The 24,084-nt window shown below is 62.9% G+C and carries 30 protein-coding genes; 17 read left to right on the top strand and 13 right to left on the bottom strand.

The features are described from left to right. Nucleotide 1 precedes the first annotated feature (1 nt). Nucleotides 2-817 carry a class I SAM-dependent methyltransferase gene (locus AC1DZP_RS28100; RefSeq protein WP_477306905.1) on the bottom strand — a complete coding sequence of 272 codons (816 nt, stop codon included), beginning with the start codon at nt 815-817 and terminating at the stop codon, nt 2-4. A gap of 216 nt (nt 818-1,033) precedes the next feature. Between AC1DZP_RS28100 and AC1DZP_RS28095 the strand changes: the two genes are divergently transcribed. The 8 genes from AC1DZP_RS28095 (at nt 1,034) to AC1DZP_RS28060 (ending at nt 7,187) form a co-directional block, all read left to right on the top strand. Further along, the gene (locus tag AC1DZP_RS28095; RefSeq protein WP_457151911.1) at nt 1,034-1,912 is read left to right on the top strand and encodes a methylated-DNA--[protein]-cysteine S-methyltransferase; all 879 of its coding nucleotides are present in this window, start codon (nt 1,034-1,036) and stop codon (nt 1,910-1,912) included. A 219-nt stretch (nt 1,913-2,131) separates the two neighbouring features. Beyond that, a complete protein-coding gene (locus tag AC1DZP_RS28090) occupies nt 2,132-2,602 on the top strand; it encodes a hypothetical protein (RefSeq protein WP_457151910.1) in 471 nt (156 codons plus the stop codon). A gap of 20 nt (nt 2,603-2,622) precedes the next feature. Beyond that, entirely contained in the window at nt 2,623-3,015 is a 393-nt protein-coding gene (locus AC1DZP_RS28085; protein WP_477306903.1) for a hypothetical protein, read from the top strand. After that, nucleotides 2,982-3,500, top strand: coding sequence for a hypothetical protein (locus AC1DZP_RS28080; RefSeq protein ID WP_457151908.1), 519 nt, complete (start codon nt 2,982-2,984; stop codon nt 3,498-3,500). The genes AC1DZP_RS28085 and AC1DZP_RS28080 overlap by 34 nt, the downstream gene beginning before the upstream one ends. Continuing rightward, on the top strand, nt 3,475-3,957 hold the full coding sequence (locus AC1DZP_RS28075) for a hypothetical protein (RefSeq protein WP_457151907.1): 483 nt from the start codon (nt 3,475-3,477) through the stop codon (nt 3,955-3,957). Before AC1DZP_RS28080 ends, AC1DZP_RS28075 begins: the two co-directional genes overlap by 26 nt. Nucleotides 3,958-4,101: 144 nt before the next feature. Further along, entirely contained in the window at nt 4,102-5,007 is a 906-nt protein-coding gene (locus AC1DZP_RS28070) for a ribokinase (RefSeq protein WP_095084703.1), read from the top strand. Nucleotide 5,008: 1 nt separating this feature from the next. Next, a complete protein-coding gene (locus tag AC1DZP_RS28065) occupies nt 5,009-6,460 on the top strand; it encodes an amidase (protein WP_477306900.1) in 1,452 nt (483 codons plus the stop codon). Nucleotides 6,461-6,572: 112 nt separating this feature from the next. Continuing rightward, complete coding sequence (locus AC1DZP_RS28060) at nt 6,573-7,187, top strand: LysE family translocator (RefSeq protein ID WP_477306898.1); 615 nt, start codon at nt 6,573-6,575, stop codon at nt 7,185-7,187. A 169-nt stretch (nt 7,188-7,356) separates the two neighbouring features. On the opposite strand, the gene AC1DZP_RS28055 is transcribed toward AC1DZP_RS28060, so the two are convergent. Further along, a complete protein-coding gene (locus tag AC1DZP_RS28055; RefSeq protein ID WP_477306896.1) occupies nt 7,357-8,298 on the bottom strand; it encodes a nucleoside hydrolase in 942 nt (313 codons plus the stop codon). Between the two features lie 304 nt (nt 8,299-8,602). Between AC1DZP_RS28055 and AC1DZP_RS28050 the strand changes: the two genes are divergently transcribed. Then, nucleotides 8,603-9,028: an Hsp20 family protein gene (locus AC1DZP_RS28050; protein WP_477306894.1), complete on the top strand. Its 426-nt coding sequence runs from the start codon at nt 8,603-8,605 to the stop codon at nt 9,026-9,028. Nucleotides 9,029-9,093: 65 nt separating this feature from the next. Next, entirely contained in the window at nt 9,094-9,351 is a 258-nt protein-coding gene (locus tag AC1DZP_RS28045) for a BQ00720 family protein (protein ID WP_095084707.1), read from the top strand. A 73-nt stretch (nt 9,352-9,424) separates the two neighbouring features. Here AC1DZP_RS28045 and ptsN read toward each other — a convergent pair whose 3' ends face one another. The 6 genes from ptsN to lptC form a co-directional block, all read right to left on the bottom strand. Continuing rightward, nucleotides 9,425-9,889, bottom strand: coding sequence for a PTS IIA-like nitrogen regulatory protein PtsN (gene ptsN, locus AC1DZP_RS28040; protein WP_013529589.1), 465 nt, complete (start codon nt 9,887-9,889; stop codon nt 9,425-9,427). A gap of 59 nt (nt 9,890-9,948) precedes the next feature. Then, nucleotides 9,949-10,533, bottom strand: coding sequence for a ribosome hibernation-promoting factor, HPF/YfiA family (hpf, locus tag AC1DZP_RS28035; RefSeq protein WP_095084708.1), 585 nt, complete (start codon nt 10,531-10,533; stop codon nt 9,949-9,951). 266 nt (nt 10,534-10,799) lie between these two features. Further along, a complete protein-coding gene (gene rpoN, locus AC1DZP_RS28030) occupies nt 10,800-12,332 on the bottom strand; it encodes an RNA polymerase factor sigma-54 (protein ID WP_477306961.1) in 1,533 nt (510 codons plus the stop codon). A gap of 199 nt (nt 12,333-12,531) precedes the next feature. Beyond that, nucleotides 12,532-13,350, bottom strand: coding sequence for an LPS export ABC transporter ATP-binding protein (gene lptB, locus AC1DZP_RS28025; protein ID WP_095084710.1), 819 nt, complete (start codon nt 13,348-13,350; stop codon nt 12,532-12,534). Continuing rightward, nucleotides 13,350-13,931: an LptA/OstA family protein gene (locus AC1DZP_RS28020; RefSeq protein ID WP_095084711.1), complete on the bottom strand. Its 582-nt coding sequence runs from the start codon at nt 13,929-13,931 to the stop codon at nt 13,350-13,352. Before AC1DZP_RS28020 ends, lptB begins: the two co-directional genes overlap by 1 nt. Next, nucleotides 13,918-14,631: an LPS export ABC transporter periplasmic protein LptC gene (lptC, locus tag AC1DZP_RS28015; RefSeq protein ID WP_477306892.1), complete on the bottom strand. Its 714-nt coding sequence runs from the start codon at nt 14,629-14,631 to the stop codon at nt 13,918-13,920. Before lptC ends, AC1DZP_RS28020 begins: the two co-directional genes overlap by 14 nt. A gap of 414 nt (nt 14,632-15,045) precedes the next feature. On the opposite strand from lptC, the gene sppA reads away from it, so the two are divergent. The 4 genes from sppA to lhpI all read left to right on the top strand — a co-directional run bounded on the left by sppA (nt 15,046) and on the right by lhpI (nt 17,770). After that, nucleotides 15,046-16,002 carry a signal peptide peptidase SppA gene (sppA, locus tag AC1DZP_RS28010; protein WP_477306890.1) on the top strand — a complete coding sequence of 319 codons (957 nt, stop codon included), beginning with the start codon at nt 15,046-15,048 and terminating at the stop codon, nt 16,000-16,002. A gap of 81 nt (nt 16,003-16,083) precedes the next feature. Further along, the gene (locus tag AC1DZP_RS28005; protein WP_006200394.1) at nt 16,084-16,368 is read left to right on the top strand and encodes an integration host factor subunit beta; all 285 of its coding nucleotides are present in this window, start codon (nt 16,084-16,086) and stop codon (nt 16,366-16,368) included. A 42-nt stretch (nt 16,369-16,410) separates the two neighbouring features. Continuing rightward, nucleotides 16,411-16,767, top strand: a complete 357-nt coding sequence (locus tag AC1DZP_RS28000; RefSeq protein ID WP_477227907.1) for a DUF1049 domain-containing protein — start codon at nt 16,411-16,413, stop codon at nt 16,765-16,767. A gap of 37 nt (nt 16,768-16,804) precedes the next feature. Continuing rightward, on the top strand, nt 16,805-17,770 hold the full coding sequence (gene lhpI, locus AC1DZP_RS27995) for a bifunctional Delta(1)-pyrroline-2-carboxylate/Delta(1)-piperideine-2-carboxylate reductase (protein ID WP_477306888.1): 966 nt from the start codon (nt 16,805-16,807) through the stop codon (nt 17,768-17,770). Here the strand turns inward: lhpI and AC1DZP_RS27990 are convergent. The 5 genes from AC1DZP_RS27990 to AC1DZP_RS27970 all read right to left on the bottom strand — a co-directional run bounded on the left by AC1DZP_RS27990 (nt 17,767) and on the right by AC1DZP_RS27970 (nt 21,267). Beyond that, nucleotides 17,767-18,204, bottom strand: coding sequence for an EVE domain-containing protein (locus AC1DZP_RS27990; protein ID WP_477306886.1), 438 nt, complete (start codon nt 18,202-18,204; stop codon nt 17,767-17,769). The genes lhpI and AC1DZP_RS27990 overlap by 4 nt on opposite strands. Next, nucleotides 18,201-18,596 carry a VOC family protein gene (locus AC1DZP_RS27985; RefSeq protein WP_477306884.1) on the bottom strand — a complete coding sequence of 132 codons (396 nt, stop codon included), beginning with the start codon at nt 18,594-18,596 and terminating at the stop codon, nt 18,201-18,203. The genes AC1DZP_RS27990 and AC1DZP_RS27985 overlap by 4 nt, the downstream gene beginning before the upstream one ends. Before the next feature lie 89 nt (nt 18,597-18,685). Next, nucleotides 18,686-19,375 carry a helix-turn-helix transcriptional regulator gene (locus tag AC1DZP_RS27980; RefSeq protein ID WP_477306882.1) on the bottom strand — a complete coding sequence of 230 codons (690 nt, stop codon included), beginning with the start codon at nt 19,373-19,375 and terminating at the stop codon, nt 18,686-18,688. Between the two features lie 73 nt (nt 19,376-19,448). Beyond that, on the bottom strand, nt 19,449-20,060 hold the full coding sequence (gene prfH / locus AC1DZP_RS27975) for a peptide chain release factor H (RefSeq protein WP_477306881.1): 612 nt from the start codon (nt 20,058-20,060) through the stop codon (nt 19,449-19,451). Next, entirely contained in the window at nt 20,047-21,267 is a 1,221-nt protein-coding gene (locus AC1DZP_RS27970) for an RNA ligase RtcB family protein (protein ID WP_477306879.1), read from the bottom strand. The genes prfH and AC1DZP_RS27970 overlap by 14 nt, the downstream gene beginning before the upstream one ends. Before the next feature lie 326 nt (nt 21,268-21,593). Here AC1DZP_RS27970 and AC1DZP_RS27965 point away from each other — a divergent pair, with 326 nt between their 5' ends. The 3 genes from AC1DZP_RS27965 to lspA are packed head-to-tail and all read left to right on the top strand — an operon-like array spanning nt 21,594 to nt 24,054. Further along, nucleotides 21,594-22,685, top strand: coding sequence for an RsmD family RNA methyltransferase (locus tag AC1DZP_RS27965; RefSeq protein WP_477306877.1), 1,092 nt, complete (start codon nt 21,594-21,596; stop codon nt 22,683-22,685). Continuing rightward, entirely contained in the window at nt 22,686-23,543 is an 858-nt protein-coding gene (locus AC1DZP_RS27960) for a TrmH family RNA methyltransferase (RefSeq protein WP_477306875.1), read from the top strand. Between the two features lie 13 nt (nt 23,544-23,556). Continuing rightward, a complete protein-coding gene (gene lspA / locus AC1DZP_RS27955) occupies nt 23,557-24,054 on the top strand; it encodes a signal peptidase II (RefSeq protein ID WP_477306873.1) in 498 nt (165 codons plus the stop codon). The last annotated feature ends 30 nt before the right edge of the window (nt 24,055-24,084 follow it).

Genomic DNA, 24,084 nt, shown 5'->3' with positions numbered 1-24,084 from the left:
CCTAGAACCGGTAGCGCAACAGCCTGCCGACCTTGCGCAGGGCTGGAATGTATCTCCAAAGACGGACGAACAGCTTCGCGACCCAGCCCATGCGGGCGGCGTGTTCAGGCTTGTAGGCGGAGATGTCATCGACGAACCGTAGCTTTGGGACGGCCAGTTCCAGGTCGTGCGGATCGTCGATCGCCCAATACACCTGGGCACCCGTCGCCTTGATGGCCGGATTGAGGCGAAGCAGCTTCAGGCCAAAACGGCTGTAGGCGTCGAACATCAGTTCGCCACTGGCAAGATGCGAGACGAGCCGCGCAAACAGGCGTGGTCCCTCGTTGGCAGGGAGATAGGGCGTCAGGCCTTCCGCCACCACGATGGCCGGGCGATTGCGCGGCACAGAGGCCAGCCAATCCGGTTCGGTCACCGACGAGGCGATCAGACGGCAATGGGCCCGGGACGGGTACAGCTTGCGTCTGAGCTCGATGACTTCAGGGTAGTCGACATCAAACCAGTCCACGCCCTGTGGCGGATCGACACGAAATATGCGCGTATCGAGCCCGCATCCCAGATGCAACACGATGGCGTAGGGATTTCTCGCGAGAAAGTCCTGAACATGAACATCCAGCGTCTTTGCCCTGATCGCCAGGCCGACGCCAAGATTGGTGTCGACCTTGAGCCTGGAGAAATCGTAGTCGATCTTGCGCACCGCCTCGTCGGCGAAATGATCCCCGAGCAGCGTATCCGGCAACCTGCTCTCCAGAGCCTTGCCGTAGAGCGTCAACAGCAACGTCCCCTTTTCCCCGGTCAGATGTATCTTCTCGCCAGCCATGTGCGATTCCTAGTCAGAGCATGATCCCGAAAAGTGGAATCCGGTTTTCGGGAAAGATCATGCTTATACAAACAGACAGAGCCCCATCCCGACCTCATCGGGATGGAACAGGCTCTCGAAAACCCGAGTCTATCTGGGTACGCGCCGCAAGAAGGCAAGTTTCGGGTGGCGATCGACGCCCCAAGGGGCGATATTCCTGCCCAAGGAGACAGTTCCATGAGCACACAGACGGCCGTTCTCAAAAAGGACATCACGCCCGAAGGCAGCGACTACGAAATCGTGCGCCGCGCCATCGAGAAGATCAGCCTCGACTATCGCGACCAGCCATCGCTGGAAGAACTGGCCGAAGAGGTCGGCGAGACTCCGACTGGCCTGCAGAAACTCTTCACCCGCTGGGCCGGCCTGTCGCCAAAAGCCTTCCTGCAGGCGGTGACACTGGACCATGCCCGCAAGCTGCTGGATTCAGGCATGCCGCTGCTCGAAACGTCGTTCGAGCTGGGCATGTCCGGCCCCGGCCGGCTGCACGACCTCTTCGTTACCCATGAAGCGATGTCGCCGGGCGACTACAAGACGCGCGGCGCAGGCCTCACCATCCGCTACGGCTACCACCCCTCGCCGTTCGGCACTGCCCTGATCATGGCTACCGACCGCGGACTTGCCGGCCTCGCCTTCAGTGATCCGGGTGAGGAACGCGCCGCCTTCGCCGACATGTCCAGCCGCTGGCCGAACGCCATCTATGTCGAGGACATGGCCGCGACGGGGCCCTATGCGGCGCGCATCTTCGACCCGACGCTGTGGCGCCCCGACCAGCCGCTGCATGTCGTCATGATCGGCACCGACTTCCAGGTTCGCGTCTGGGAGGCGCTGCTCAACATACCGATGGGCAAGGCCCGCACCTATTCCTCGATCGCCGCCAGCATCGGCGCGCCGAGCGCCAGCCGTGCCGTCGGTGCCGCCAACGGCGCCAACCCGCTCTCTTTCGTGGTTCCCTGCCACCGCGCCATCGGCAAGTCCGGCGACCTCACCGGCTATCACTGGGGTCTGACCCGCAAGCGAGCCATTCTGGGTTGGGAAGCAGGGCAAGTGTCGTCGTGAATGTCGATTTTCCAAGAACCCCCCGCAGAATCTATAAATGCCGGACTTATCAAGTATAAGTGCGATTATTGCATCGGATTTTCTTGATTGCAACCAAAAGCAACCTCTGGTTTAGCGATTGTTATTTTAAGCAATTGTTCAAGTTAACTCTAAATTAACTACGATAAAGTGATGATGACCCATATTAATTCGGACTATCCGGCTTAATGGGAGGTCTCGATGACATCGTTTCGCGCCGTCTTCGGCGCAGCCCTGCTGGTCGCCTGTATTGAACAGTCCGCATTGGCCACAACGCAAAATGTCATTTTCAATGGCACGATCACCGCAACCTGCACGCTTGTGGTCGCCACCAACGGCACGATGACGGTGAGCCCCGATCTTCAGTCGCTAAGCTCGCACAACAGCGGCGGCTTGGCCGGAACGGTCACGCTGACCACCACTGGAGGCGTATCGCTCAGCGTAGACCCGGTCACCATCACCACTGTGCCGGCTGCCGACACGACGTCGACCACCTGGACACCGACCTACTCCGCCGCCGGTACGCACTCCATCGCCGAGACCGGCTCGGCCACCAGCCTCGGCACACCCGGCGCTGACCTCGTCTCGGTCAACCTCGCCGGCACCAAGGGCGGCAGCAACCGCTTCGCCTCCGGAAACTATCAGGCAACGGTGACTGTGCGCTGCGAATAAGCTCTCGGAAGGAGGGGCCTTTGACACATGCTCGAACCTTGGCGACGGCGCTGGCCGTCGGCCTGATGCCCATTGCCGCCGCTGCCCAGTCGATGTCGCCGATGCGAGGCGAGGTCAACAGCTTCACTGACGTCTTCGCGGTCCGCGTATTCCCGGCCAATCCCTACGACCAGAAGATCAGGGTCGAAATCCACGTCTACGATCAGGATTTTCAGCCGGTGGCCGCCAGGATCTCTCCGATTTCCTTCCAATTGGCTTCCCAGGCTTCCCGTCCTGTCCTTGTGGTCGTGCCCTTCGGCGGCGCTGCCGAGCGCAAAGTGCGTATCTGTACCGAAAGCATCCCCTTTCCCAATCAACAGACGCAGATAAAGGCACAGATATGCGGCAAGTTTTTTGGGCACCGCAAATCCTGACAGTCGCACTTGCAGCGATGTCTGCGGGGATTTCGCCGGTTCTGGCCGAGGATGTCTACAATCTCAACCAGAATGAGAGCGGCTTCAACCTGCCCGGCGTAACCTTGCCTCAGGGGCAGGACGAGGTCCACGCTTCCGACGGCACCACCTGCCGTTCGGCGGTATCGGGTACCGGCGCCTATGTCGACCTCGGCGTCATCAGAGGCAACAACCGGTCGAACAATGACCTCGCCACCTACGGCCGCGTGGTGATCCCGATCGGGCGCTCGCCCAAGCGCGTCGATTGCAGCCGTCTTTACGAGCTTGAGGTCGAGCGCCTGCAACTGGAGCTGAAACTCCTCAAAATGGGCCTCGGCGCCGACGGCCCGACGGCGAGCGTGGCCACCAGCGCTCCCGCTCCCGCGGTCGCATCACCCGGATGGGCCAACGAGGGCTGGAGCATCAGGACCGGAAATGGCGATGGCAAGAAAAAGAAGAAGAAATAGCCGCGCGCTGCTTGCGACCGCGGCACTTGCCGGCCTCTGCCTTCCGGCGCGAGCGGCGATCATCGGCACCTGCACCATCATGGTCGGGGCGTCGGGAACGATGACCGCAAATCCTGCCATCAGCATCCTGGGCTCCAAACAGGCAGGCGGGTCGAGTGCGACCGCCACCATCACCGCCAGTTCGCTGCTTTGCACCTTGCTCAACCTGCTCGACTGTTATTCCGTTTCCGCGCCGGCGCCCGCCTCGTTCTCGTCAGCGCCAAGCGGCGGCGGTACCAACGTCAACTTCAGCACCGTCTACCGCCTCGACGGCACCGGCGTCGACACCTCCGGAAGCGTGCCGCAGCGTGTCGTCAACGGCACCCACCCCATGCAGGTCGACCTCACCGCCACCAAGTCGAGCGGTATCTTTCCCGCCGGCAACTACCAGGGCACGGTCACCGTGCGCTGTGAATAGGCACAAATCGAGCTGGACCATTCGCGTGGTCTGGCAAGCCGCGGCCTTACAGGCTAGCTTCCCGCGCAATAGGAACGACCTGCGTTCGCCCGGACGCTCAAAAGACACTCCAGTTTTTGAATTCGTGCTGGCAGGAGGCCTTGCTTGATTATCGTTATCGGCTCGATCAACCTCGACCTGATCGCCAATGTCGACCGCTTGCCGAGCCCTGGCGAAACAGTAGCCGGCTCGACCTTTGCCACCGCGCCCGGCGGCAAAGGCGCCAACCAGGCGCTGGCGGCAGCACGCGCCGGCGCCCCGGTGCGCATGGTCGGCGCCGTCGGCAAGGACAGCTTCGCCGCCGAGGCGCTGGCATTGCTGCGCGACGGCAAGGTCGATCTGTCCGGCGTCGCCGAGACTTTTGCGTCGACGGGCACAGCCCTGATCATGGTCGGCGACGACGGCGAGAACATCATCGCCGTGGTGCCGGGCGCCAACGCGTCCGTATTGCCCGGCGACCTCTCAAAAGCCTTCTTCAAAAAGGGCGATATCGTACTCCTGCAACATGAGATCCCGCTGGCGACCGTCGGTGCCGCGCTCGACCAGGCAAGGGCGGCTGGCGCCATCACCGTGCTCAACACCGCGCCTTTCCAGGGCGAAGCAGCGGCCTTTCTTGCCAAGGCCGATTATGCAGTCGCCAACGAAACCGAATTCGACCTCTATGGCGAGGCGCTGTCGCTCAACGGCCGCGACCGGGCGGCGCGCATGCGCGACTATGCCGGGAAGACCGGCCGCACCATCGTCGTGACGCTCGGCGGCGACGGCGTGATGGCGGCGACGCCAAGCGATTTCCTGACCGTTCCGGCAATGAAGATCACCCCTGTCGACACGGTCGGCGCCGGCGACACGTTCTGCGGTTACTTCGCCGCCGGCCTGTCGTCCGGCCTGGCGCTCGAACAGGCGCTGGCGCGCGCCGGCGCGGCGGGCTCGCTGGCCTGCCTGAAGCCAGGCGCCCAGCCGGCGATTCCGCTGGCCAAGGATGTCGACCAGGCATTGCAGGAAACGCGCTGAGATGCTGCGCCCTCAGACGAAACATGCCGTGGCGCCGGCCAGCGACATCTGTCGCCTGTCCGCGGTCGCGCTTGCCGACGCGATCCGCCAAAGGAAACTTTCCGTCCGCGAGGTGGTGACGGCATTCCTCGACCGGATCGAGGCGGTCAACCCGCTGGTCAACGCCATCGTCTCCTTGCGCGACCGTGGCGACATCCTGCGCGAGGCCGACGCTGCCGATGCCCGACGGGCGGATGCCGAAACCGGCTCGTTGTTCGGCCTGCCGATCGCTATCAAGGACCTCGCCTCGACCACTGGCCTCAGGACCTCGCTCGGCTCGCCGATCTTCGCCGACTTCGTGCCGCAGGAGGATGATTTCTTCGTCGAGCGTATCCGCAACGCCGGCGCCATCATCATCGGCAAGACCAACGTTCCGGAATTCGGGCTTGGCTCCAACACCTACAACAATGTGTTCGGGCCGACGCTGAACGCCTTCGATCCGGCGCTGACCGCCGGCGGCTCGAGCGGTGGCGCGGCGGTGGCGCTGGCGCTGGATATGCTGCCTGTCGCCGATGGCAGCGACTTTGGCGGCTCGCTGCGCAACCCGGCGGCCTGGAACAATGTTTTTGGCTTCCGCCCGTCGCAAGGGCTAGTTCCCGGCGGACCCGACGTCGAGGTCTTTCATGCGCAGATGGGTGTCGATGGGCCGATGGGCCGCAACGTCCGCGACATGGCCCTGCTGCTCGACGTGCAGGCGGGTTATCATCTGCAAGCGCCATTGTCCTATGAGAAACCTGGCTCGTTCCTCGATGGGCTTGCGACAGGGACGACTGGCGGCCGCATCGCCTGGTTCGGCGACCTCGGTGGTCATCTGCCGATCGAAGCCGGGATTCTCGATCTCTGCGAGACAGCGCTCGGCCGGTTGGCGGATGCATCCTCCTTCCCCCGGCAGCCTCTGCAGCCGGATTTCGATTTCGAAGCGCTGTGGCAGGCTTTTGTCACACTGCGCCAGGCCAGCAGCGGCTGTGCGCTCAAAACCCACTATGACGATCCCTCGAAGCGTGGCCTGCTCAAGCCGGAAGCCGTCTGGGAGGTCGAGAACGCGATGCGACTGACGGCGCCGCAGATCCGCGCGGCCTCGGTCATCCGCACATCCTGGCATCGCACGCTGCTGTCGATCTTCGACCGCTTTGACCTGATCGCGCTACCGACCGCGCAGGTCTTCCCCTTCGAAGTCGGCACGCCGTGGCCGCGCGAGGTCGCCGGACGGGCGATGGACAGCTACCACCGCTGGATGCAGGTTTCCGCATTCGCCACCCTGGGCGGCTGCCCGGCGGTCAACGTGCCGGTCGGCTTCGACGACAAGGGCCGGCCGATGGGCATGCAGTTGATCGGCCGGCCACGCGGCGATCTTGCCGTGCTCCGAGCGGCAGCCGCCTATGAGGCAACGCTGCCCTGGCAGGCTGGCGCCTGAACCGGAGCATTGGCGTATCGCGGCGCTTCCGTACCGCCTTGCACCGGCTGCGCTGCCATGCATTGATTGTCGTCAGTCCGCGCCGCCCCGGCGGCATCCTTGAGGAAAAATCATGTCGCTGGAACTCTACGCCGCCTATGTCCTCGCTTGCATCGTCATCATCCTGGTGCCCGGTCCAACGGTCACGCTGATCATCGCCAACAGCATCCGCCATGGCTCCCGCGCCGGGCTCGCCAATGTCGCCGGCACGCAGGCCGGGCTTGCCGTGATGATCGCCATTGTCGGCATCGGCCTCAACACGCTGATCTCGGGCATGGGCCACTGGTTCGAATGGGTGCGGCTGATCGGCGCCGCCTATCTGATCTGGATGGGCGTGCAGATGTTCCGTTCCAAGGGCACGCTGAACGCCGACGGAACGGCAAGGAAACCGCGCGGCGGCTTCTTCCTGCAGGGCCTGCTGGTGGCGCTCAGCAACCCCAAGACGCTGGTGTTCTTCGGCGCCTTCTTTCCGCAGTTCATCGCGCCTCAGGGCAACTACTCGCTACAGATCGTCGTCATGGGCCTCACCGCCATGATCTTCGCCGCCATCTCGGATTCGACTTATGCACTGGCCGCTGGCCGCGCCGGGCGCCTGCTGTCGGCCAGCCGCATCAAGCTGATGTCCAGGATCAGCGRCAGCTTCCTGGTCGGCGGCGGCCTGTGGCTGGCGTTTTCGCGGTCGAAGTAAGTAACGCCTTCCTTCTCCCCTTGTGGGAGAAGGTGGATCGGCGCGCAGCGGCGAGACGGTTGAGGGGTGCTGGAAGAAATGAGGCGTTGGTGTTTTCTGGAACACCCCTCATCCGACCGAGCTTCGCTCGGCCACCTTCTCCCACAAGGGGAGAAGGTGAAAGTCGGCCCTAAAGCCGCCCCAGCCTCTCGACCAGCAGCGCAAAGAAGCTATCATGGTCGATGTCGCGCATCACCATGGCGTTCTTCGGCCGCTTGGTGACGCCCCACCAGTCGATGACGGTCATCCCCATGGTCAGTTCCGAGGTGGTTTCAACGCTGACATTGCAGTTGCGGCCTTTGAACAGCTCCGGCTTCAACAGATAGGCGATGACGCAGGGGTCGTGCAGCGGCCCGCCGTCGGTGCCGTATTTCTCCTCGTCGAAGCGCTCGAAGAATTCCAGCATGTCGGCGGTCGCCGTGCCGACCTTGGTGCCGAGTTCGCGGAAGGCCTGCGTGCGCTTGGCGGTGGTCAGCACCTTGTGGGTGACGTCGAGCGGCATCATCACGATCGGAATGCCGGATTTGAGCACGACGTCGGCGGCTTGCGGATCGACATAGATGTTGAACTCGGCGGACGGCGTGACATTGCCGCCTTCGAAGAAGCCACCGCCCATCAGCACGATTTCCTTGATGCGCGGTGCGATCCGCGGTTCGCGGATCAGCGCCAGCGCAATGTTGGTGAGCGGGCCGAGCGCGCAAAGCGTGATGGTGCCGCTCTCTTCCTTCATCAGCGTCTCGACGATGAAATCGACGGCATACTGGTCCTGCAGCTTCATCGTCGGTTCGGGCAATTGCGGCCCGTTGAGACCGGTCTTGCCATGCACTTCCTCGGCGGTGACCAGCTCGCGCATCAACGGCCGGATAGCGCCGGCATAGACCTTGATGTCCGGCCGGCCGGCCAACTCGCAGACCTTGCGGGCATTCTTTTCGGTAAGCTTCAGCGGCACGTTGCCGGCAACGGCTGTGATGCCGACGATCTCCAGCTCGGAGCTGCCGAGTGCCAGCAATATGGCGACGGCGTCATCCTGGCCGGGATCCGTGTCGATGATGATCTTGCGTAATTGAGGCATTTCAATTCCTTGTTTGGCGAAGCCGTGGACTTGGGATGAATCCGGGATGACGCCGAAGCGGCTGCGGGCTGCCAAGTCGAACCGCTCGACCGGGGAAGACAATCCCGACCTGCGCGCTTCTCCTTGCATCTGCTGGCCGTTTCAAGCGCCATGTCGATCATTCCTGTGAGTCCACGACCTGGTCTTTTTGGGCGGGTCTTTTGATGGCTTGAACTTGGTCGCGGGGCGGACCATATCAAGACCACCGGGAAAAATGCCATCTGGGTTTTTCCACTTTATGTCGCTCTACAGAGGACAGTGTAACATGAGCCGAATGACGCCCTTTTCCAGCCCGCTTCTCCTTGGTTTCGACGCCATGGAAAAGACTCTGGAACGCCTGGCGAAGTCCGGCGACAGCTACCCTCCCTACAACATCGAACGCCTCAGCGGCGCCGACGGCAAGACCGAAAGGTTGCGCATCACATTGGCGGTCGCCGGTTTCGCCGAAAGCGATCTCGATGTCACCACGGAGGAAAACCAGCTGGTCGTGCGCGGCCGTCAGTCCGACGATACCGAGCGCGAGTTTCTTCATCGCGGCATCGCCGCGCGCCAGTTCCAGCGCTGTTTCGTGCTGGCCGACGGCATGCGGGTGATCGTGGCGGAACTGAAGAACGGCCTTTTGTCGATCGATCTCGATCGGCCGGAGTCCGAACGGCTGGTACGGAAAATAAACATATCGGTGAAAGACTGATCTTTACCGATGGCTCTCATGCGGGATGGCCTTGAGCGGCGTCCTCGCGCCAAGGAGGCTTTGAAATGACCAGAACTGATGAAAATCTCACCATGACCAGCGGCGAATTCGCCCATCTCGGCGAGGGCTCGGTCGCCTATCTGCGCAAGGTCTCGAGCGACGAATTGCTCGGCCGTTTCCCGAACCTCGGTGAAATCGCGCCCGGCATGGAACTGTGGGCGCTGTTTGCTGCCAACGGCCAGCCGATCCTGCTTTCGGATGCGCGTGACCGCGCGCTGGCCGGCGCCATGGAAAACGACCTGACCACGGTCGCCATTCACTAAACCCGGCGGGCCGGGCTTAAATGGACAGGGCCGCCCGTGGCGGCCCTTGGCTGGATGTTCCAATCAGAAAATGTCAGGCCGCGTGCGAGGCCTGGGTATCCGACAAAAGCGCGTGGATTGCCGCGGCGTCACGCGTCCCCCTGATCTTGGCCACCGTGTCGGCGTCGCGCAACACCCGCGCGATGCGCGACAAGGCCTTGAGATGGTCGGCGCCGGCCCCTTCCGGCGCCAGCAGCAGAAACACCAGATCGACCGGCTGATCGTCCAGCGATTCGAAGTCGACCGGCGTCTCCAGCCGGGCGAAAACCCCGGCGATGCGCTTCACGCCGGCCAGCTTGCCATGCGGAATGGCGATGCCGTTGCCCACGCCCGTCGAGCCCAGTCGTTCACGCTGCAGGATGGTGTCGAACACTTCCCGCTCCGGGATGCCCGAAATCGCGGCTGCCCGTTCGGAAAGCAATTGCAACAGCTGCTTTTTGGAGTTCGCCTTCAACGCCGGCAGTATCGCCGGAACGTTGATAAGATCGCTCAGATCCATGCTTGAAAATCCCTTGTTCGCCTGCCGTCACCAGTCCTCACCCCTCGTGCGGCCGGCTCTTATCCTTGTGCGACCTTGGTCGTGGACGGGTCGATCCAGCCGATGTTTCCATCGGGCCGGCGATAGACGATGTTGAGATGGTCGTTTCCGGCGTTGCGGAAGACGAAGACCGGGCTGTCCTTGGTGTCGAGCTCGATGACTGCCGACGCCACCGACATGGTCTTCAGCGTCATGGTCGATTCGGCGACGATGGCCGGCGCGAAATTATCCGGAATATCCTCGTCGTCATCGGCCAGCGGCGCCATCACCGTGTAGGCAATGTCGGTCGGATCGCCATTGGCGGCGCCTGAATTGTGCGATTTCAGCCGGCGCTTGTAGCGCCTCAGCCGCGTTTCCAGGCGATCGGCGGCGGCCTCGAAGGCAACCGTCGGATCCTGGGCGTCGCCGGTGGCCTGCAGCGAAGCACCGGAATCCAGCCGGATCATGCAATCCGCCGAATAGCGCGAACCTGATTTGATGACTGTGACGTGTCCGGCAAAGCCGCGATCGAAATATTTGCCGATCGCTTCGCCGACACGATCGTTGATGCGTGTACGAAACGCATCGCCGATATCCATGTGTTTTCCCGATATGCGCAGATTCATCTGAAAACTGACCTTCCTTGCTCAGGCTTCAAACTSGCCCGAGTTTATACTCGTGGTCCGTGCGCACAAGCTTTGCGGCGTCACTCGCGCCGATTTTAAATCCGAACTTTCCGGTTGATCACAAGCCGCCCTTTTGACCGTCCCGAGGCCAACGTCGTGACGGACCATCCACACGCGGGCATCTAGCCCCACTCATGCGGGCGGGCTTCTAGCCACTTCGCCGCGGCTTGTCAATGAAGTGCTGGCCTGTGGAAAATCGAACCGTGTCAGCGGCCGGCGCTGGCCAGCGCCCGTTTCTCGCGCCGGCGCTGCACCGAGGAGGGAATATTCATGCCTTCCCGGTACTTGGCGACCGTGCGCCTGGCGATATCGACGCCACTCTCGCGCAACATGTCGACGATCGCATCGTCGGAAAGCACGTCGACGGGTTTTTCCTCATCGATCAGCTGCTTGATGCGGTCACGCACCGATTCCGAGGAATGCGCATCGCCGCCACCCGACGCGGCGATCGAGGCGGTGAAGAAGTACCGCAGTTCGAACACGCCGCGCGGCGTCAGCATGTATTTGTTCGCGGTGACCCGGCTGACGGTCGATTCGTGCATGCCGATGGCATCGGCCACCGTGCGCAGGTTGAGTGGCTTCAGCTGGCGCACGCCATGGACGAGGAAGGCGTCCTGCTGGCGAACGATCTCCGAGGCGACCTTGAGGATGGTCTTTGCCCGCTGGTCGAGGCTGCGCGTCAGCCAGTTGGCGTTTTGCAGGCATTCGGCGAGAAAATCCTTTTCCGCCTGGTTCTTCGCCTGCGGCGAAACCTGGGCGAAATAGATATGATCGACCAGCACACGCGGCAGCGTTTCGGCATTGAGCTCGACCGTCCAACTGCCGTCATTGGCGGCACGCACCTCGACATCGGCAACGATCGCATCGCTGGCGCCGCCCGAAAACGCCATACCGGGCCGGGGATCGAGGGCACGGATCTCGGCCAGCATGTCGAGCAGATCCTCCTCGTCGACGCCGCAGATCCGCTTCAGCGCATGGAAATCACGACGTGCCAGCAGTTCGAGATTGGCGACCAGCGCCTTCATCGCCGGATCGAGCCGATCCCGCACGGCAAGCTGCAGCGACAGGCATTCGGCAAGGTCGCGGGCAAACAGGCCGGCCGGCTCGAAAGTCTGGCATACCGCCAGCACCTTTCTCACCGCAGCAGCGTCCGTACCGAGACGCGCAGCGATCTCGGCGAGGTCGCCGCGCAGATAGCCGGTCTCGTCGAGGCCGTCGGCAAGGTCGGCGGCGATCAGCCGTGCCGCCGGATCGACGAAGGCGAGCGCCACCTGTTCGCCGACATGGTCGCGCAGCGTGATCGCCGCGGCCGCCATGTCGCCGGCATCAATGCCCTCGGATGAGGAACTCGCACCATTGCCGGAAGCCGATTTCCATTGCGCCGTCAGGTCGGGACCGAGCCGCTCGCTCGTCCCCGGATCGTCGGGAAACAGGTTTTCCAGCGACGTATCGAGCTTGTCGGAGATCGCCTCGGCGCTCCACTGCGTCTCGTTTTCGAACCAGTCGCCATCGGCGGCAGCGGCGGCTTGCGGCTCCGCCTCGATCTTCTGCGACTGGTCGCTGGCTGCATCGTCCTGCGGCTCCGCGCGCTCCAGCAGCGGATTGCGCTCGATTTCGTCATCGATGAAATGCTCGAGCTCGGTATGGGTGAATTGCAGCAGCCGAATCGACTGCATCAGCTGCGGCGTCATCACCAGCGACTGCGATTGTCGTAGCTGTAGTTTCGCCGCCAACGCCATTGTCTGGTTCAAACGCCTCGTCTACGCATCCGGGCTTCCGGACAGGAATTTTTGCAGCGGGTCATAGAAACTGGCCCAGCTTTTGCTTGTCAAGGCAATAGCTAGCAAAACTCACTTACCGGAGCGTTATCTGGCGGCAAAATCGGAGAAAAAGCGCGGTGAAGGCACCAAAAATCGTGTCAGGAAACAAATTTCACGCTCAGAGCGTAAAGCCCTCGCCGAGATAGAGCCGGCGGACATCCGGGTTTGCCACCACTTCGTCGGCCCGCCCATGGGTCAGCACCTGGCCGGCGTGGATGATGTAGGCGCGGTCGATCAGGCCAAGCGTTTCGCGCACATTATGATCGGTGATGAGGACGCCGATGCCCCGCGCCGTCAGGTGACGCACCAGTTGCTGGATATCGGCGACGGCGATCGGATCGATGCCGGCAAACGGCTCGTCGAGCAGCATGTAGGCCGGGCGCGTTGCCAGCGCACGCGCGATTTCCAGGCGCCGCCGCTCGCCGCCGGAAAGCGACATGGATGGCGCCTTGCGCAGATGGCTGATGTGGAATTCCTCGAGCAGTTCGTCGAGATTGCGTTCGCGCTCCTTGCGGCTCTTTTCGACCACTTCGAGCACGGCGCGGATGTTCTGCTCGACACTCAGGCCACGAAAGATCGATGCCTCCTGAGGCAGATAGCCGATGCCGAGGCGCGCACGACGGTACATCGGCATAGAGGTGACGTCGAAGCCGTCGATCTCGATCGTGCCCTCGTCCACCGGCACCAGGCCGGTGACCATGTAGAAGCAGGTCGTCTTGCCGGCGCCGTTGGGGCCGAGCAGTCCAACCGCCTCGCCCGCGCGCACACCGATGGTGACGCCGCTGACGACCTTGCGGCCCTTGTAGCTCTTGGTCAGACCCTTGGCGATCAAGGTTCCCTTGAACTTTCCCGTATCGACGGTCACCGTGGCCGGCGCCGAAAGCTTGCCGGCGGCCCGTCCCGGAAGACGCGCCGTCAGCGACGACAGGCTGGCCATCAGGGGTTCGCCGCTCCCGATTTCGGCGGCGGTGTGATCGACATCTGGACGCGTTGCCCAGCGCATGGATCAACCTGGGCCAGCCCGGTTTTCATCTGCACGACGAGCTTGCAGCCGACCAGGACGTTATCGTTTTGCGACAGGACGACCTTTTTGCCCGAAAGCACCAGAACCTGGCTTTTCATGTCGAAGCTGCCTTGGTCACCGGTGGCGATCTGCGCGTCCGACTTGATGTAAACCTTGTCGGAAATCTCCAGGTGGTCGATGTTGGCGGAGCCGGTCATCGCCGCGCCTGCGGCTTCCGTGCCCTTGGCCGCGGCGTTGGGATCCTTCACATAATAGACCGTCATCTTGCCAGCCTTCATCAATGTCGGCCCCTGGACGACGCTGACATTGCCCGTGAAGATGGCGACATTTTCTGCCTGGCGGACTTCCAGCTTGTCGCTTTCGATCTGGATCGGCTTGTCGCCGGACAGTTTCAGACCTGATTGGCTGGTGGACTGCGCCAATGACGGCACCAGCCCGAGCAGCAGCAACGCCGAAGTTGCAGCCGCGAGCCGCGTCGAACTACTGAGCCGCATTGATTTCTCCGCTGTTTCCCTCTGCCGTCTTCAAGGCGGCGGAATCGATGTTGACGCGCACTTTGTTCTCGAAAACCAGAACCTTGCCATTGTCCTGGACCGACATCGAATCCGCCGTGATCCGTGACCCCTCACGGCTGACATCGACGGGATCTCCCGTCTTCATAGTGCCTTTGCCCATGTCGAGGAAGACCGATTTGAACTTGGCCCGCATGCCGTCAGTTGTGGTGATGTCAACGTCGCTGGTCAGGTTCATCGTATTGCCGTTGCGATCGTAGGTGCCGTGCGAGGCCTTGATCGCCGCGATATTGTCAGGTCCGACCGGAATCTTGGCGTCGATGCCTTCCAGTTCGATGATGCCTTGCGTGCCGACATCCTGGATGGCGCGCAGCGCCGTCATCGAATAGGGCTGCTTCTGCTTGGTGAACCCGTTGAGCTTGGGATTGGCCATCACCAGCTTGCCGTTGGAAAAAGCGGTACCTTCCGCCTGGACCGCGACGGAGACGGGTGCGGCCAGATAGGAATAGACCGGGAAGGCGACAGCGATCAGAACCGCGGCCAGCGGCACGGCAAACTTGAGAACGCGCACGCGGCGCGAATGACGCTGGGCGCGGTCGAAAGCATCGCCACGCATCCGGACGTCCGCCGGGGGAGCCAACTCCGTCTCGGCGTTGGTCGATTCAATCGGTCGCGCTAACATTCAACGCTTTCTTCTAACCCCTTGCCCACCCGCGAGCACCGCCTATAGGTGGGACGCCGCCGCCTGCAAGCAAGCACAAGCCCATGAAAACTGCAAAAATGTGACAGCCGCGTTTGTACAGATGAAAATGAGATCCGCACAACTGCCCGTTCTTCATAGCAGAAACAGACACGCGGCGTAAAATTTATCAGCTGCCGATCTTCGCCGCCAGACCTCGCGGCGATTGCACAAATACGTGAAGAGACCTGTGCCTGGAGAGGGGCGGAGCCCGCCCTGACCTGCCCGATGGCGCATCCGGCATGGCCAACTCGACTGTCCGCGCGGATTGTCTTGTTGCGCCGGAAAAGAGAATTGCTTCCAGATGGGAAGATGATGGTCTAAAAGCGTCTCCTCCCGCCGACTGAAAGGCTGACCATGGCACTGAGAGCCGACGACCTGATCGACCGCCGCCGCTTGCGGCGCAAGCTGACATTCTGGCGGATTGCCGCCATCGGCATCGTGGCACTTGGGGTGATTGCACTTTCAACCTGGTTCTATGGCGACGATTTCACCGGCTCGGCCGTCGACCATATCGCCAAGGTCAAGATCGAAGGCACCATCACCGAGGACGAGGAGCTCATCAAGCGGCTGGAAACCATCCGCCAGTCGTCGAAGGTGAAAGGCGTGATCTTGTCGATCGATTCGCCTGGCGGCACCACGGTCGGCGGTGAATCGATCTATGAAGAGGTGCGCAAGCTGGCCGCCGACAAGCCGGTGGTCGCGGAAGTCGGCACGCTTGCCGCATCGGCGGGCTACATGATCGCCAGCGCCGCCGATCACATCGTTGCCCGCAAGACCTCGATCGTCGGCTCGATCGGCGTGCTGATCCAGTATCCTGATGTCAGCGGCCTGATGGACAAGCTCGGCGTCAAGCTGGAGGAAGTGAAATCCTCGCCGCTGAAAGCCTCGCCATCTCCCTTCAAGCCGACCAATGACGACGAGCGCGCCATGGTCCGCAAGCTCATCCTCGACAGCTACGACTGGTTCGTCGGCATCGTCGCCGAGCGCCGCAAGATGACCCGCGAGCAAGCGCTGGCGCTCGCCGATGGCTCGATCTTCACCGGCCGCCAGGGCGTCGCCAACGGGCTGATCGACGCTGTCGGCGGCGAGACCGAGGCGGTCGGCTGGCTGGCGACCAAGGGCGTCGATGCCAAACTGAAGGTCGTCGAGTGGAAGGATACGCAACGGCGCGGCGGCTTTTTGTTCTCGAAAGCGATGGCGCAAACCATCGGCAGCGCGCTCGGCCTGCCCGCCTACAGCGGCGATGTCATTCATGAACTCGGCGCCGACCGCTTGTTTCTTGACGGTCTCGTTTCCGTCTGGCACCCTTGAGATGCCGTTTGGGGCAAGTGAAAAAGCAAATAAAATCATCCTCATAATTTTGACCGTACTGCTTTCACGGGGACCCGTCTGATGATCAAGTCCGAACTTGTGCAGATTATTGCCACGCGCAATCCGCATCTTTTCCTGCGCGACGTCGAAAACATCGTCGGCGCGATCTTCGATGAGATCACCGACGCTCTTGCCGAAGGCAATCGCGTCGAGCTGCGCGGCTTCGGTGCATTTTCGGTGAAAAACCGTCCCGCCCGCACCGGCCGCAATCCACGCACCGGCGAGTCCGTCGAGGTCGAGGAGAAATGGGTGCCGTTCTTCAAGACCGGCAAGGAGCTGCGCGAAAGGCTGAACGGCGGCAAATAGGCGCGGCGTCAGCGCCAGACAGCCTTTCCGACGGAAAACATCATGTTCAATCGCTTCATGCTCATCGTGGTCTTCGTGCCCCTGGCGATCATCCTGATCGCGCTCGCCGTCGCCAATCGCGAACTGGTCGCCTTCACGCTGGACCCGTTCAACCCCGGCAATCCAAAGCTGACGCTGACCTTGCCGCTGTTCATCTTCCTGTTTTTGGCGCTCGCCATCGGCATGGTCGTTGGCAGCCTGGCAACCTGGGTCAAGCAGGGCCGCTACCGCAAGCTGGCGCGCCAGCGTGGCGTCGAAGCCGAGAACCTGCGCCAGGCGGTTAGCCGCGCGCCGGCGGCACCACAAGGATCGGCCCAAGGGTCAGCCCAGGCATCGGCCTTGCCGAAGCCAACCACTTGAACCGCCGGTCGGCGGTTTTCTCTCCGCGGAGTTTTCCATGCTGACCATTTCGGCCGCCGAGGTCGATCATGCGCTGACCTTTTCCGGACTCGTGGATACGCTGCGCGCCGCGTTTCGTGACGGTGCGGTGCAGCCGGTCAGACATCATCACTCGGTCGAACGGCCCGACGGCGCCGCCTCGACACTGCTTTTGATGCCGGCATGGACCGACTTCAACGCTGCCGGCACGTCGGCCAGTGGTCACATCGGCGTCAAGATCGTCACCGTCTCGCCTGACAACAACGCTATCGGCAAGCCGGCGGTGATGGGGCTCTATCTGCTGCTCAATGGCGCCACCGGCGAACCCGAAGCGTTGATCGACGGCCAGAGATTGACGCAGTGGCGCACCGCCTGCGCCTCGGCGCTGGCTGCTTCCTATCTCGCCCGCGAGGACGCCTCGCGGCTGCTCGTGGTCGGCGCCGGCGCGCTGTCGCCCTTCCTCGCCAAGGCGCATAGCGCCGTGCGGCCGATCAAGACCATCCGCATCTGGAACCGTACCCCTGCCAATGCCGAGAAGGTCGCAGCCGACCTGCGCGCCGAAGGCTTCACGGCTAGCGCGGCAAGCGATCTCGATGCCGAACTTGGGCAGGCCGACATCGTCTCCTCGGCGACGATCACCACGACACCGCTGATCAAGGGCGCATTGTTGCAGCCGGGAACCCATGTCGACCTGGTCGGCGGCTTTACGCCGACGATGCGCGAAAGCGATGATGACGCGATCGCGCTTGCCCGCGTCTATGTCGACACCCGCACCGGCGCCACCAAGGAGGCTGGCGACATCGTCCAGCCTCTGGCCTCCGGCGTGCWGAAGCCGGACGCCATTGTCGCCGACCTGCACGAATTGACGCGCGGTCAGAAGAAGGGGCGCGAGAGCGCCAGTGAGATCACGCTGTTCAAATCGGTTGGCGCAGCACTCGAGGACCTTGCCGCCGGCATTGCCATCTACAAGGCGCTCGTGGCTTAGCTCACCGCCGCAGCCGTTTTGGCGCCCATCGCCTCTGCGATCAGCGAAAAATCATGCGCGCTGATTTCGAAAAGGCCGAAGCGCAGCTGATAACCCCAGTTGGACTTGCCGGCGCTGAAGTCCAGCCTGTCGAGCAACGGCTTGATCGATGCTTCCTCGGCCTTTGCCCAAGCGACATCGCGGCGGAACGGCGTGAAGCCGGCGCCCATATCGCCCTGATAGGGCTCGCCTTCCCGCACCGTGCCTATTGCCGTGAACGCTTGCAGGCCGTCTTTCTCGCCGAGAATGGTGGTTGGCGAATAATAGGCGATGCCGTCACCGGGCTTGACGCGGCGCAGGGGTGCTGCCTTGCCGTGATTGACCTGCATGAAGCCGCCCTGGCGCCCGCGCCGGACATGTTCGGCCGACGCCACCGCAATCCAATGCGCACTCATTTTTGTCCCCCATTGGCTTGTTCCCCATCGGAGAGCCAGGAAACGCGCAGGCGATGATTGTCGGGATCGAGCGCGACGAAGGTGCGGCCGAAATCCATGTCGGTCGGCGTCTGCAGGATCTTCAGCCCGCGCCCGGCCCAGTCGGCATGGGCGGCATCGACCGCGTCCGGCGTATCCAGCGCAAAGACGATTTCGGCGCCGCCGCCTGCCGTCGCTGCGGCCGGCTCCACGGTATGGCGCGACCAGAGTCCGAGCTTGAAGCCCGCATCGAGCACGAACAGCACGAAGGTCGGCGAACTTTCGACGGGCTCGCGACCGAGCAGCGCGCTATAGAAGGTGCCGCTCTGCTGCGGCTGGTCGACATAGAGGATGACGAAATTCGGGGCGATCATGTCTGCTCTCCAAGGTTCAGTGTTTCAACTTGGCGACCATAGAATGAGCTACTGTCAGATTCTGGCAGCAGTCGTCACGAACCGCACGGTCACGAACTGCGCGGCTTGTCGAGCGTTGCCCGCCATTCCTTGAGGAGCGCCTGGCGACGGCGCGGATAGCGCGTATCGGTGGCGTTGAGGCCGGATATCCGATCGGCGCGAAAATGCCTGAAATCCTGGCGCATCTCGCACCACGCCACCACGACCCGCACCTTGTCGAAGAATCCCAGCGCAAACGGCCAGACCACCCGTTCGGAGGCCGCGCCGCCGGCGTCGCGGTACAAAAAGCCGAGCTTGCGCTCGTTGCGGATCGCCTGCCGCACCAGGCCGAGGTCGATGCCCTCGATGACTGCTGCGGGAGGCCCGACCAGCAGCGTGCTCGCATCGAGATCCTCGCGCAAATCATCCGGCAGCACGGCAGCGATCTTGGCCAGCGCGTTGGCGGCGGCCGCCGACAGAYGCTGGTCCGGCTGCTTGGCGACCCAGCGCGAGCCGAGCACGATGGCTTCGATCTCCTCGTCGCTGAACATCAGCGGCGGCAGCATGAAGCCAGGCTTGAGCACATAGCCCAGTCCCGCCTCACCCTCGATCGGTGCGCCCTGGCCCTGCAACGTAGCGATGTCGCGGTAGAGCGTGCGGATCGAAATCCCGAGCTCATCGGCCAGCGCCTGCCCGCTCACCGGCCTGCGATGCCGGCGCAGCGTCTGGATCAGGTCGAGCAGGCGTTCAGAGCGGGACATGATTCTCCGGGCTTTGTAGTCTCCACGATAATGCATCTCGTTCGGAAGTGTACGGGTGGTCCAAGCCGCGACATCAGAGATGGAATACCTTGACTTCGTTGCCGCGTTCCAAGGCCTTGTTGGCGACGAACATCTGCGTCTTCGACATGTCGACTTCACGGTCGGCAAGGACGCGCAGCATCGCCTCCAGCCGCCTCAGTGCGATCGCCTTGTTGCGGTGTTGCGATCGCTCGTTGCGTGCCGTGACGACAATGCCTGTCGGCAGGTGAACGGCCCGCACCGCACTGTCGGTGGTGTTCTGATGCTGTCCGCCGGGACCACCAGCCCGCAAGGTTTCGAACCGGACATCGGACAGTGCGACCGACAAGGCAGCGGCCACCGTCAAATCCACGGTCTGCACGCCGACGAACCAGTTCTGCCGTTTGTGGCCCCGCCGCACCGGGCTCTTGAAGACGAACTTGACGGTGCCGCAATATTCCTCGGCGAGTGCCTCGGCGTTGCGCCCCTCAAGGCTGAGTATGGCGGATTTGGCGCCATGCCGGTCCGGTTCGTGACCAAGCGTAACTTCGATCGCATAGCCAAGCCTGCCGGCTTCGCTCTTGATTATGTCGACCAGAGCCATCAGGGCGATGCGGCATTCCACCGGCCCGCTGCCCGATGTGAGAAGCATGTCAACTGCGGCCATGATCTGCCCTCCTCGATGCTTGTTCACGCGATGGCTTCTTGCGCGTCCGGTCGAGCGGGCCGTCTATCGCCTTCTTGTAAGTCACCAGCGGTTTCATCGCCGCCAGCGTCACGACCAAGCCGACATCGGCGAGATCTTGCACCACTTGCCCGGCATCCTTGTAGGCCGAAGCCGCTTCCTCGATGACCAGGTTACGGTCATCGCAGATCAGCTGCCCTCCCCATACGTTCCTCAGCAGGGCGTCGCGCTCCGACCTGTTGCGCCCCGTGCGGCCATGCATGGTGGCGCGGTCGTATTTGCGCCCGGCGCCGTGCGAAATGCCGCCCAGCGATGAACCCGTCCCGTCGAGCGCCCGCACGACATAGCTCAGGCTGGCGCGCGAACCCGCGATCGGCGCGACATCTCCCATCCGCACCGCGGCCGACCCCTTGTGATGGACGAAACCATCGGCCCGGTTGCGGACTAGATTATGCGGCACATCAGCCACCACCCGGACCTCGCTGCGCAAGGCGCTTGCCGCACGCTCGGCGATCAGCCTGCGGTTGAGCGATGCCCAGGTGACGCAGAGATCATGCTGGCGGCGCCAGTTCCTTCCCTCGACGGACTGCGGATCAAGCCCGGCTATGAACGCGGATTGAAGGTCGAGCATCTGCCCGAACACAAAGGCACCAAGCCCACGCGAGCCGGAATGCACCAGTAGATAAAGCTTCTGGCGGTCGAACAGGCCTCCACCAGCCGCATCGATCGCCTGGTCAACCGCCTGCAGCTCGCAGAAATGATTGCCGCCGCCGATCGTGCCCAACGCATCGGGGTAGAGATCCAGCGGCAGGTCCGCGCCAGCGAGCTCCGCACGCGGGTCGATATCCTCCGCTTCGATCTGGCGCAGGCATTCGACGGCCTTGTCGATCCTGAGTTTGCGCAGCGGTAGATCGAGCTCGAACAGCGACATGCCGCAGCCAATGTCATTGCCGATCAGCTGCGGATGCAGCCGTTCCGACAACACCGCAATCCCGGTCGGCCCATATTTGCCGGGATGCAGGTCGGGGAACGCCGCAACCGAGGTAACGCCGGGCAGAGCCGCAACGGTTTTCAGCTGCTGAAGCGCCGCTCCTTCGATCCAGGTACGCGGTGAAAAACAATGCTGGATATGCGCCGTCGCGACGACGCGCGGCGCAGGGGAGCCTGAGCTCCCAATCAAATTGCCCATGATGGAACACTTCTGGATACAGGTCAGAAATCGGACGCCATCAGGCATCCGTTCGACCGGCGGCAGTCAGCAAGATGCTGGCTTACGCCGGAACCCTCGAGGGGTGCGCGGTGAAGATGTTCGTCATCTTTCGCTCCCATTCCAGAAAACAATCCGGGCCTCATAAACGAAGCGCGTGGAAAAACAAGCGCAATGCTGCAACACCCGCCGCACTGTTTCGAACGCGAAGGCTTCAGGCCTGCGCCAATCGACCTGCAGGCCATCGCTTGTTGCACCGCCGCTGTCCGCATGCCAAAAGCGGCCACGCCGCTCGGAGTTGCTCCCGCTTGAAGTCTTTTCGCGACAAACGCCGCGACAACCGTCCGCATCAATCCGCGAAGGGTGCGGGGGACCAGCCACGTCCGCAGGCCGGCCGCGCTCCCGGCAGACCGGAACCGCAGCCGCGCGAGCGGCTTGAGGCGAAGGTCGATGACCGCTCCGAGCCGAAATCGGCGCCGCGCATCCTTGCCCGGCGCGATGGCGTCCTGCCCACCGAGCACCTCCCCGTGATCCTCGAAGTGGCGCCGAATGCCGATTATGCGCTGCTCGACAGCGGCGCCGGGCAGAAGCTCGAACAATACGGCCCCTACCGCATCGTGCGGCCCGAGGGCCAGGCGATCTGGCAAAAGGCCTTGCCGGCAAAGGACTGGGAGCGCGCCGACGCCATTTTTACCGGCGATACTGACGAGGAAGGCATCGGCCGCTGGCGGTTCCCGAAGACGCCGCTCGGCGAGACCTGGCCGATGAAGCATGACGGCATCGACTATCTCGGCCGTTTCACCTCGTTTCGCCATGTCGGCGTCTTTCCGGAGCAGGCCTCGCACTGGGACCATATGGCCGGGCTGATCACTGCGGCCAAGCGGCCGGTCAAGGTGCTGAACCTGTTCGGTTATACCGGTCTTGCCTCGCTGGTGGCGGCCCGCGCCGGCGCCGAGGTCACCCATGTCGATGCCTCGAAGAAGGCGATCGGCTGGGCCCGCGAAAACCAGGAAATGGCCGGGCTTGGCAGCAAGCCGATCCGCTGGATCGTCGACGATGCGGTGAAATTCGCCGAGCGCGAGGAACGGCGCGGCAGCCGCTACGACATCATCCTGTTCGACCCGCCGGCCTACGGCCGCGGCCCGAAGGGTGAAGTCTGGCAATTGTTCGAGGACCTGCCTGATTTGACCGACCTTTGCCGCGCGATCCTGACGCCGAGACCACTCGCCGTGGTGCTGACCGCCTATTCGATCCGCGCCTCCTTCTTCGCCATCCATGCCTTGATGCGCGACACCTTTGCCGGCATGGGCGGTACGGTCGAATCGGGTGAGCTCATCATCCGTGAAAAGTCCGCCGGCCGGGCGCTTTCGACCTCTCTGTTTTCGCGTTGGGTGGCCTGAATGAACGAGCGGCATGCAGGCGCACCCGGACTGGTGAAGGAAGTCACCAGCCTCGCCAATCCGCTGGTCAAGGACATCAAGGCGCTCGCCCAGAAGAAATTCCGCGACCAGCAGAATGCCTTCATGGCCGAGGGGCTGAAGCTGGTCATCGATGCGCTCGATCTCGGCTGGCAGATCAGGACACTGGTTTTCGCCAAGGCCGGACGCGGCAACGCCGCGGTGGAGAAGGTCGCTGCACGCACGGTTGCCGCCGGTGGCACGGTGCTCGAAGTGTCGGAAAAGGTGCTCGTCGCCATCACCCGCCGCGACAATCCGCAAATGGTGGTCGGGGTCTTCTCGCAAAAATTCCTGGCCTTGAAGGATATCCGCGCCGACAATGGCGATGTCTGGGTGGCGCTCGACCGGGTGCGCGATCCCGGCAATCTCGGCACCGTCATCCGCACCGTCGATGCTGTCGGCGCCAAGGGTGTCATCCTGGTCGGCGACACCACCGATCCCTTTTCGGTGGAAACGGTGCGCGCTACCATGGGGTCGATCTTTGCCGTGCCGGTGGCCAAGGCGACGACCGAGGCCTTCCTTGCCTGGCGAGGCGGATTTTCGGGCCTTGTCACCGGCACCCACCTGAAAGGCGCGGTCGACTACCGCTCGGTCGACTTTTCCCGCGGTCCGGTGCTGCTGATGATGGGCAACGAGCAGCAGGGGCTGCCCGAAAGCCTGGCGGCGAGTTGCGACAGGCTGCTTAGAATTCCGCAGGCTGGCCGCGCCGATTCGCTCAATCTTGCCGTTGCCACCGGCATAATGCTGTTCGAGATCCGGCGCGGCGCGCTGAAGCTCGAACCAATCGTGGACCAGCAATGAAGGTTGCCCGCCCGTGAGATCATGGTCCCCCTACGCGATGCTCGTCGTCGCGGCCATAGCGCTCGACCAGTGGATAAAACATCTGGTCGAGACCGGCCTGCCCTTTCAGGAAAAGCTCGATCTCGTGCCGTTCCTGGCGCTGTTTCGCACCTACAACACCGGCATCGCCTTCTCGATGTTCTCGACCTTCGGCGACACCGGGCTGATTGTCATCTCGCTGGCGGTCGTTGCCTTCGTGCTGTTCCTGGCGACGCGGATCGCGCCGTCCCAGATCCTTGCTCGCACCGGCTTTGCTCTGATCGTCGGCGGCGCCCTCGGCAATCTGATCGACCGCGCCATATACGGCCATGTCATCGATTATATCCTGTTCCATACGCCGGTCTGGTCCTTCGCCGTCTTCAACCTGGCCGATGCCTTCATCTCGGTGGGCGCGGCCCTGGTCGTCTTTGACGAACTGTTCGGCTGGCGGCGCGAGGCCAGACCTTCGAATGCCAAGTCTTCCAAAGATTGACCCCGTGCGGCCATCGCCGCACAGTCCATG

It is taken from the genome of Mesorhizobium sp. P2_F8, from assembly GCF_056403655.1.
This window is presented reverse-complemented; position numbering and strand designations above follow the sequence as displayed.

Bases quoted from the DNA above. Each gene is read 5' to 3' on its own strand.
- AC1DZP_RS28100 (WP_477306905.1), bottom strand. From the start codon at position 817: ATGGCTGGCGAGAAGATACATCTGACCGGGGAAAAGGGGACGTTGCTG.
- AC1DZP_RS28095 (WP_457151911.1), top strand. From the start codon at position 1,034: ATGAGCACACAGACGGCCGTTCTCAAAAAGGACATCACGCCCGAAGGC.
- AC1DZP_RS28090 (WP_457151910.1), top strand. From the start codon at position 2,132: ATGACATCGTTTCGCGCCGTCTTCGGCGCAGCCCTGCTGGTCGCCTGT.
- AC1DZP_RS28080 (WP_457151908.1), top strand. From the start codon at position 2,982: ATGCGGCAAGTTTTTTGGGCACCGCAAATCCTGACAGTCGCACTTGCA.
- AC1DZP_RS28075 (WP_457151907.1), top strand. From the start codon at position 3,475: ATGGCAAGAAAAAGAAGAAGAAATAGCCGCGCGCTGCTTGCGACCGCG.
- AC1DZP_RS28065 (WP_477306900.1), top strand. From the start codon at position 5,009: ATGCTGCGCCCTCAGACGAAACATGCCGTGGCGCCGGCCAGCGACATC.
- AC1DZP_RS28055 (WP_477306896.1), bottom strand. From the start codon at position 8,298: ATGCCTCAATTACGCAAGATCATCATCGACACGGATCCCGGCCAGGAT.
- AC1DZP_RS28050 (WP_477306894.1), top strand. From the start codon at position 8,603: ATGAGCCGAATGACGCCCTTTTCCAGCCCGCTTCTCCTTGGTTTCGAC.
- AC1DZP_RS28045 (WP_095084707.1), top strand. From the start codon at position 9,094: ATGACCAGAACTGATGAAAATCTCACCATGACCAGCGGCGAATTCGCC.
- ptsN (WP_013529589.1), bottom strand. From the start codon at position 9,889: ATGGATCTGAGCGATCTTATCAACGTTCCGGCGATACTGCCGGCGTTG.
- hpf (WP_095084708.1), bottom strand. From the start codon at position 10,533: ATGAATCTGCGCATATCGGGAAAACACATGGATATCGGCGATGCGTTT.
- rpoN (WP_477306961.1), bottom strand. From the start codon at position 12,332: ATGGCGTTGGCGGCGAAACTACAGCTACGACAATCGCAGTCGCTGGTG.
- lptB (WP_095084710.1), bottom strand. From the start codon at position 13,350: ATGGCCAGCCTGTCGTCGCTGACGGCGCGTCTTCCGGGACGGGCCGCC.
- AC1DZP_RS28020 (WP_095084711.1), bottom strand. From the start codon at position 13,931: ATGCGGCTCAGTAGTTCGACGCGGCTCGCGGCTGCAACTTCGGCGTTG.
- lptC (WP_477306892.1), bottom strand. From the start codon at position 14,631: ATGTTAGCGCGACCGATTGAATCGACCAACGCCGAGACGGAGTTGGCT.
- sppA (WP_477306890.1), top strand. From the start codon at position 15,046: ATGGCACTGAGAGCCGACGACCTGATCGACCGCCGCCGCTTGCGGCGC.
- AC1DZP_RS28005 (WP_006200394.1), top strand. From the start codon at position 16,084: ATGATCAAGTCCGAACTTGTGCAGATTATTGCCACGCGCAATCCGCAT.
- AC1DZP_RS28000 (WP_477227907.1), top strand. From the start codon at position 16,411: ATGTTCAATCGCTTCATGCTCATCGTGGTCTTCGTGCCCCTGGCGATC.
- AC1DZP_RS27990 (WP_477306886.1), bottom strand. From the start codon at position 18,204: ATGAGTGCGCATTGGATTGCGGTGGCGTCGGCCGAACATGTCCGGCGC.
- AC1DZP_RS27985 (WP_477306884.1), bottom strand. From the start codon at position 18,596: ATGATCGCCCCGAATTTCGTCATCCTCTATGTCGACCAGCCGCAGCAG.
- prfH (WP_477306881.1), bottom strand. From the start codon at position 20,060: ATGGCCGCAGTTGACATGCTTCTCACATCGGGCAGCGGGCCGGTGGAA.
- AC1DZP_RS27970 (WP_477306879.1), bottom strand. From the start codon at position 21,267: ATGGGCAATTTGATTGGGAGCTCAGGCTCCCCTGCGCCGCGCGTCGTC.
- AC1DZP_RS27960 (WP_477306875.1), top strand. From the start codon at position 22,686: ATGAACGAGCGGCATGCAGGCGCACCCGGACTGGTGAAGGAAGTCACC.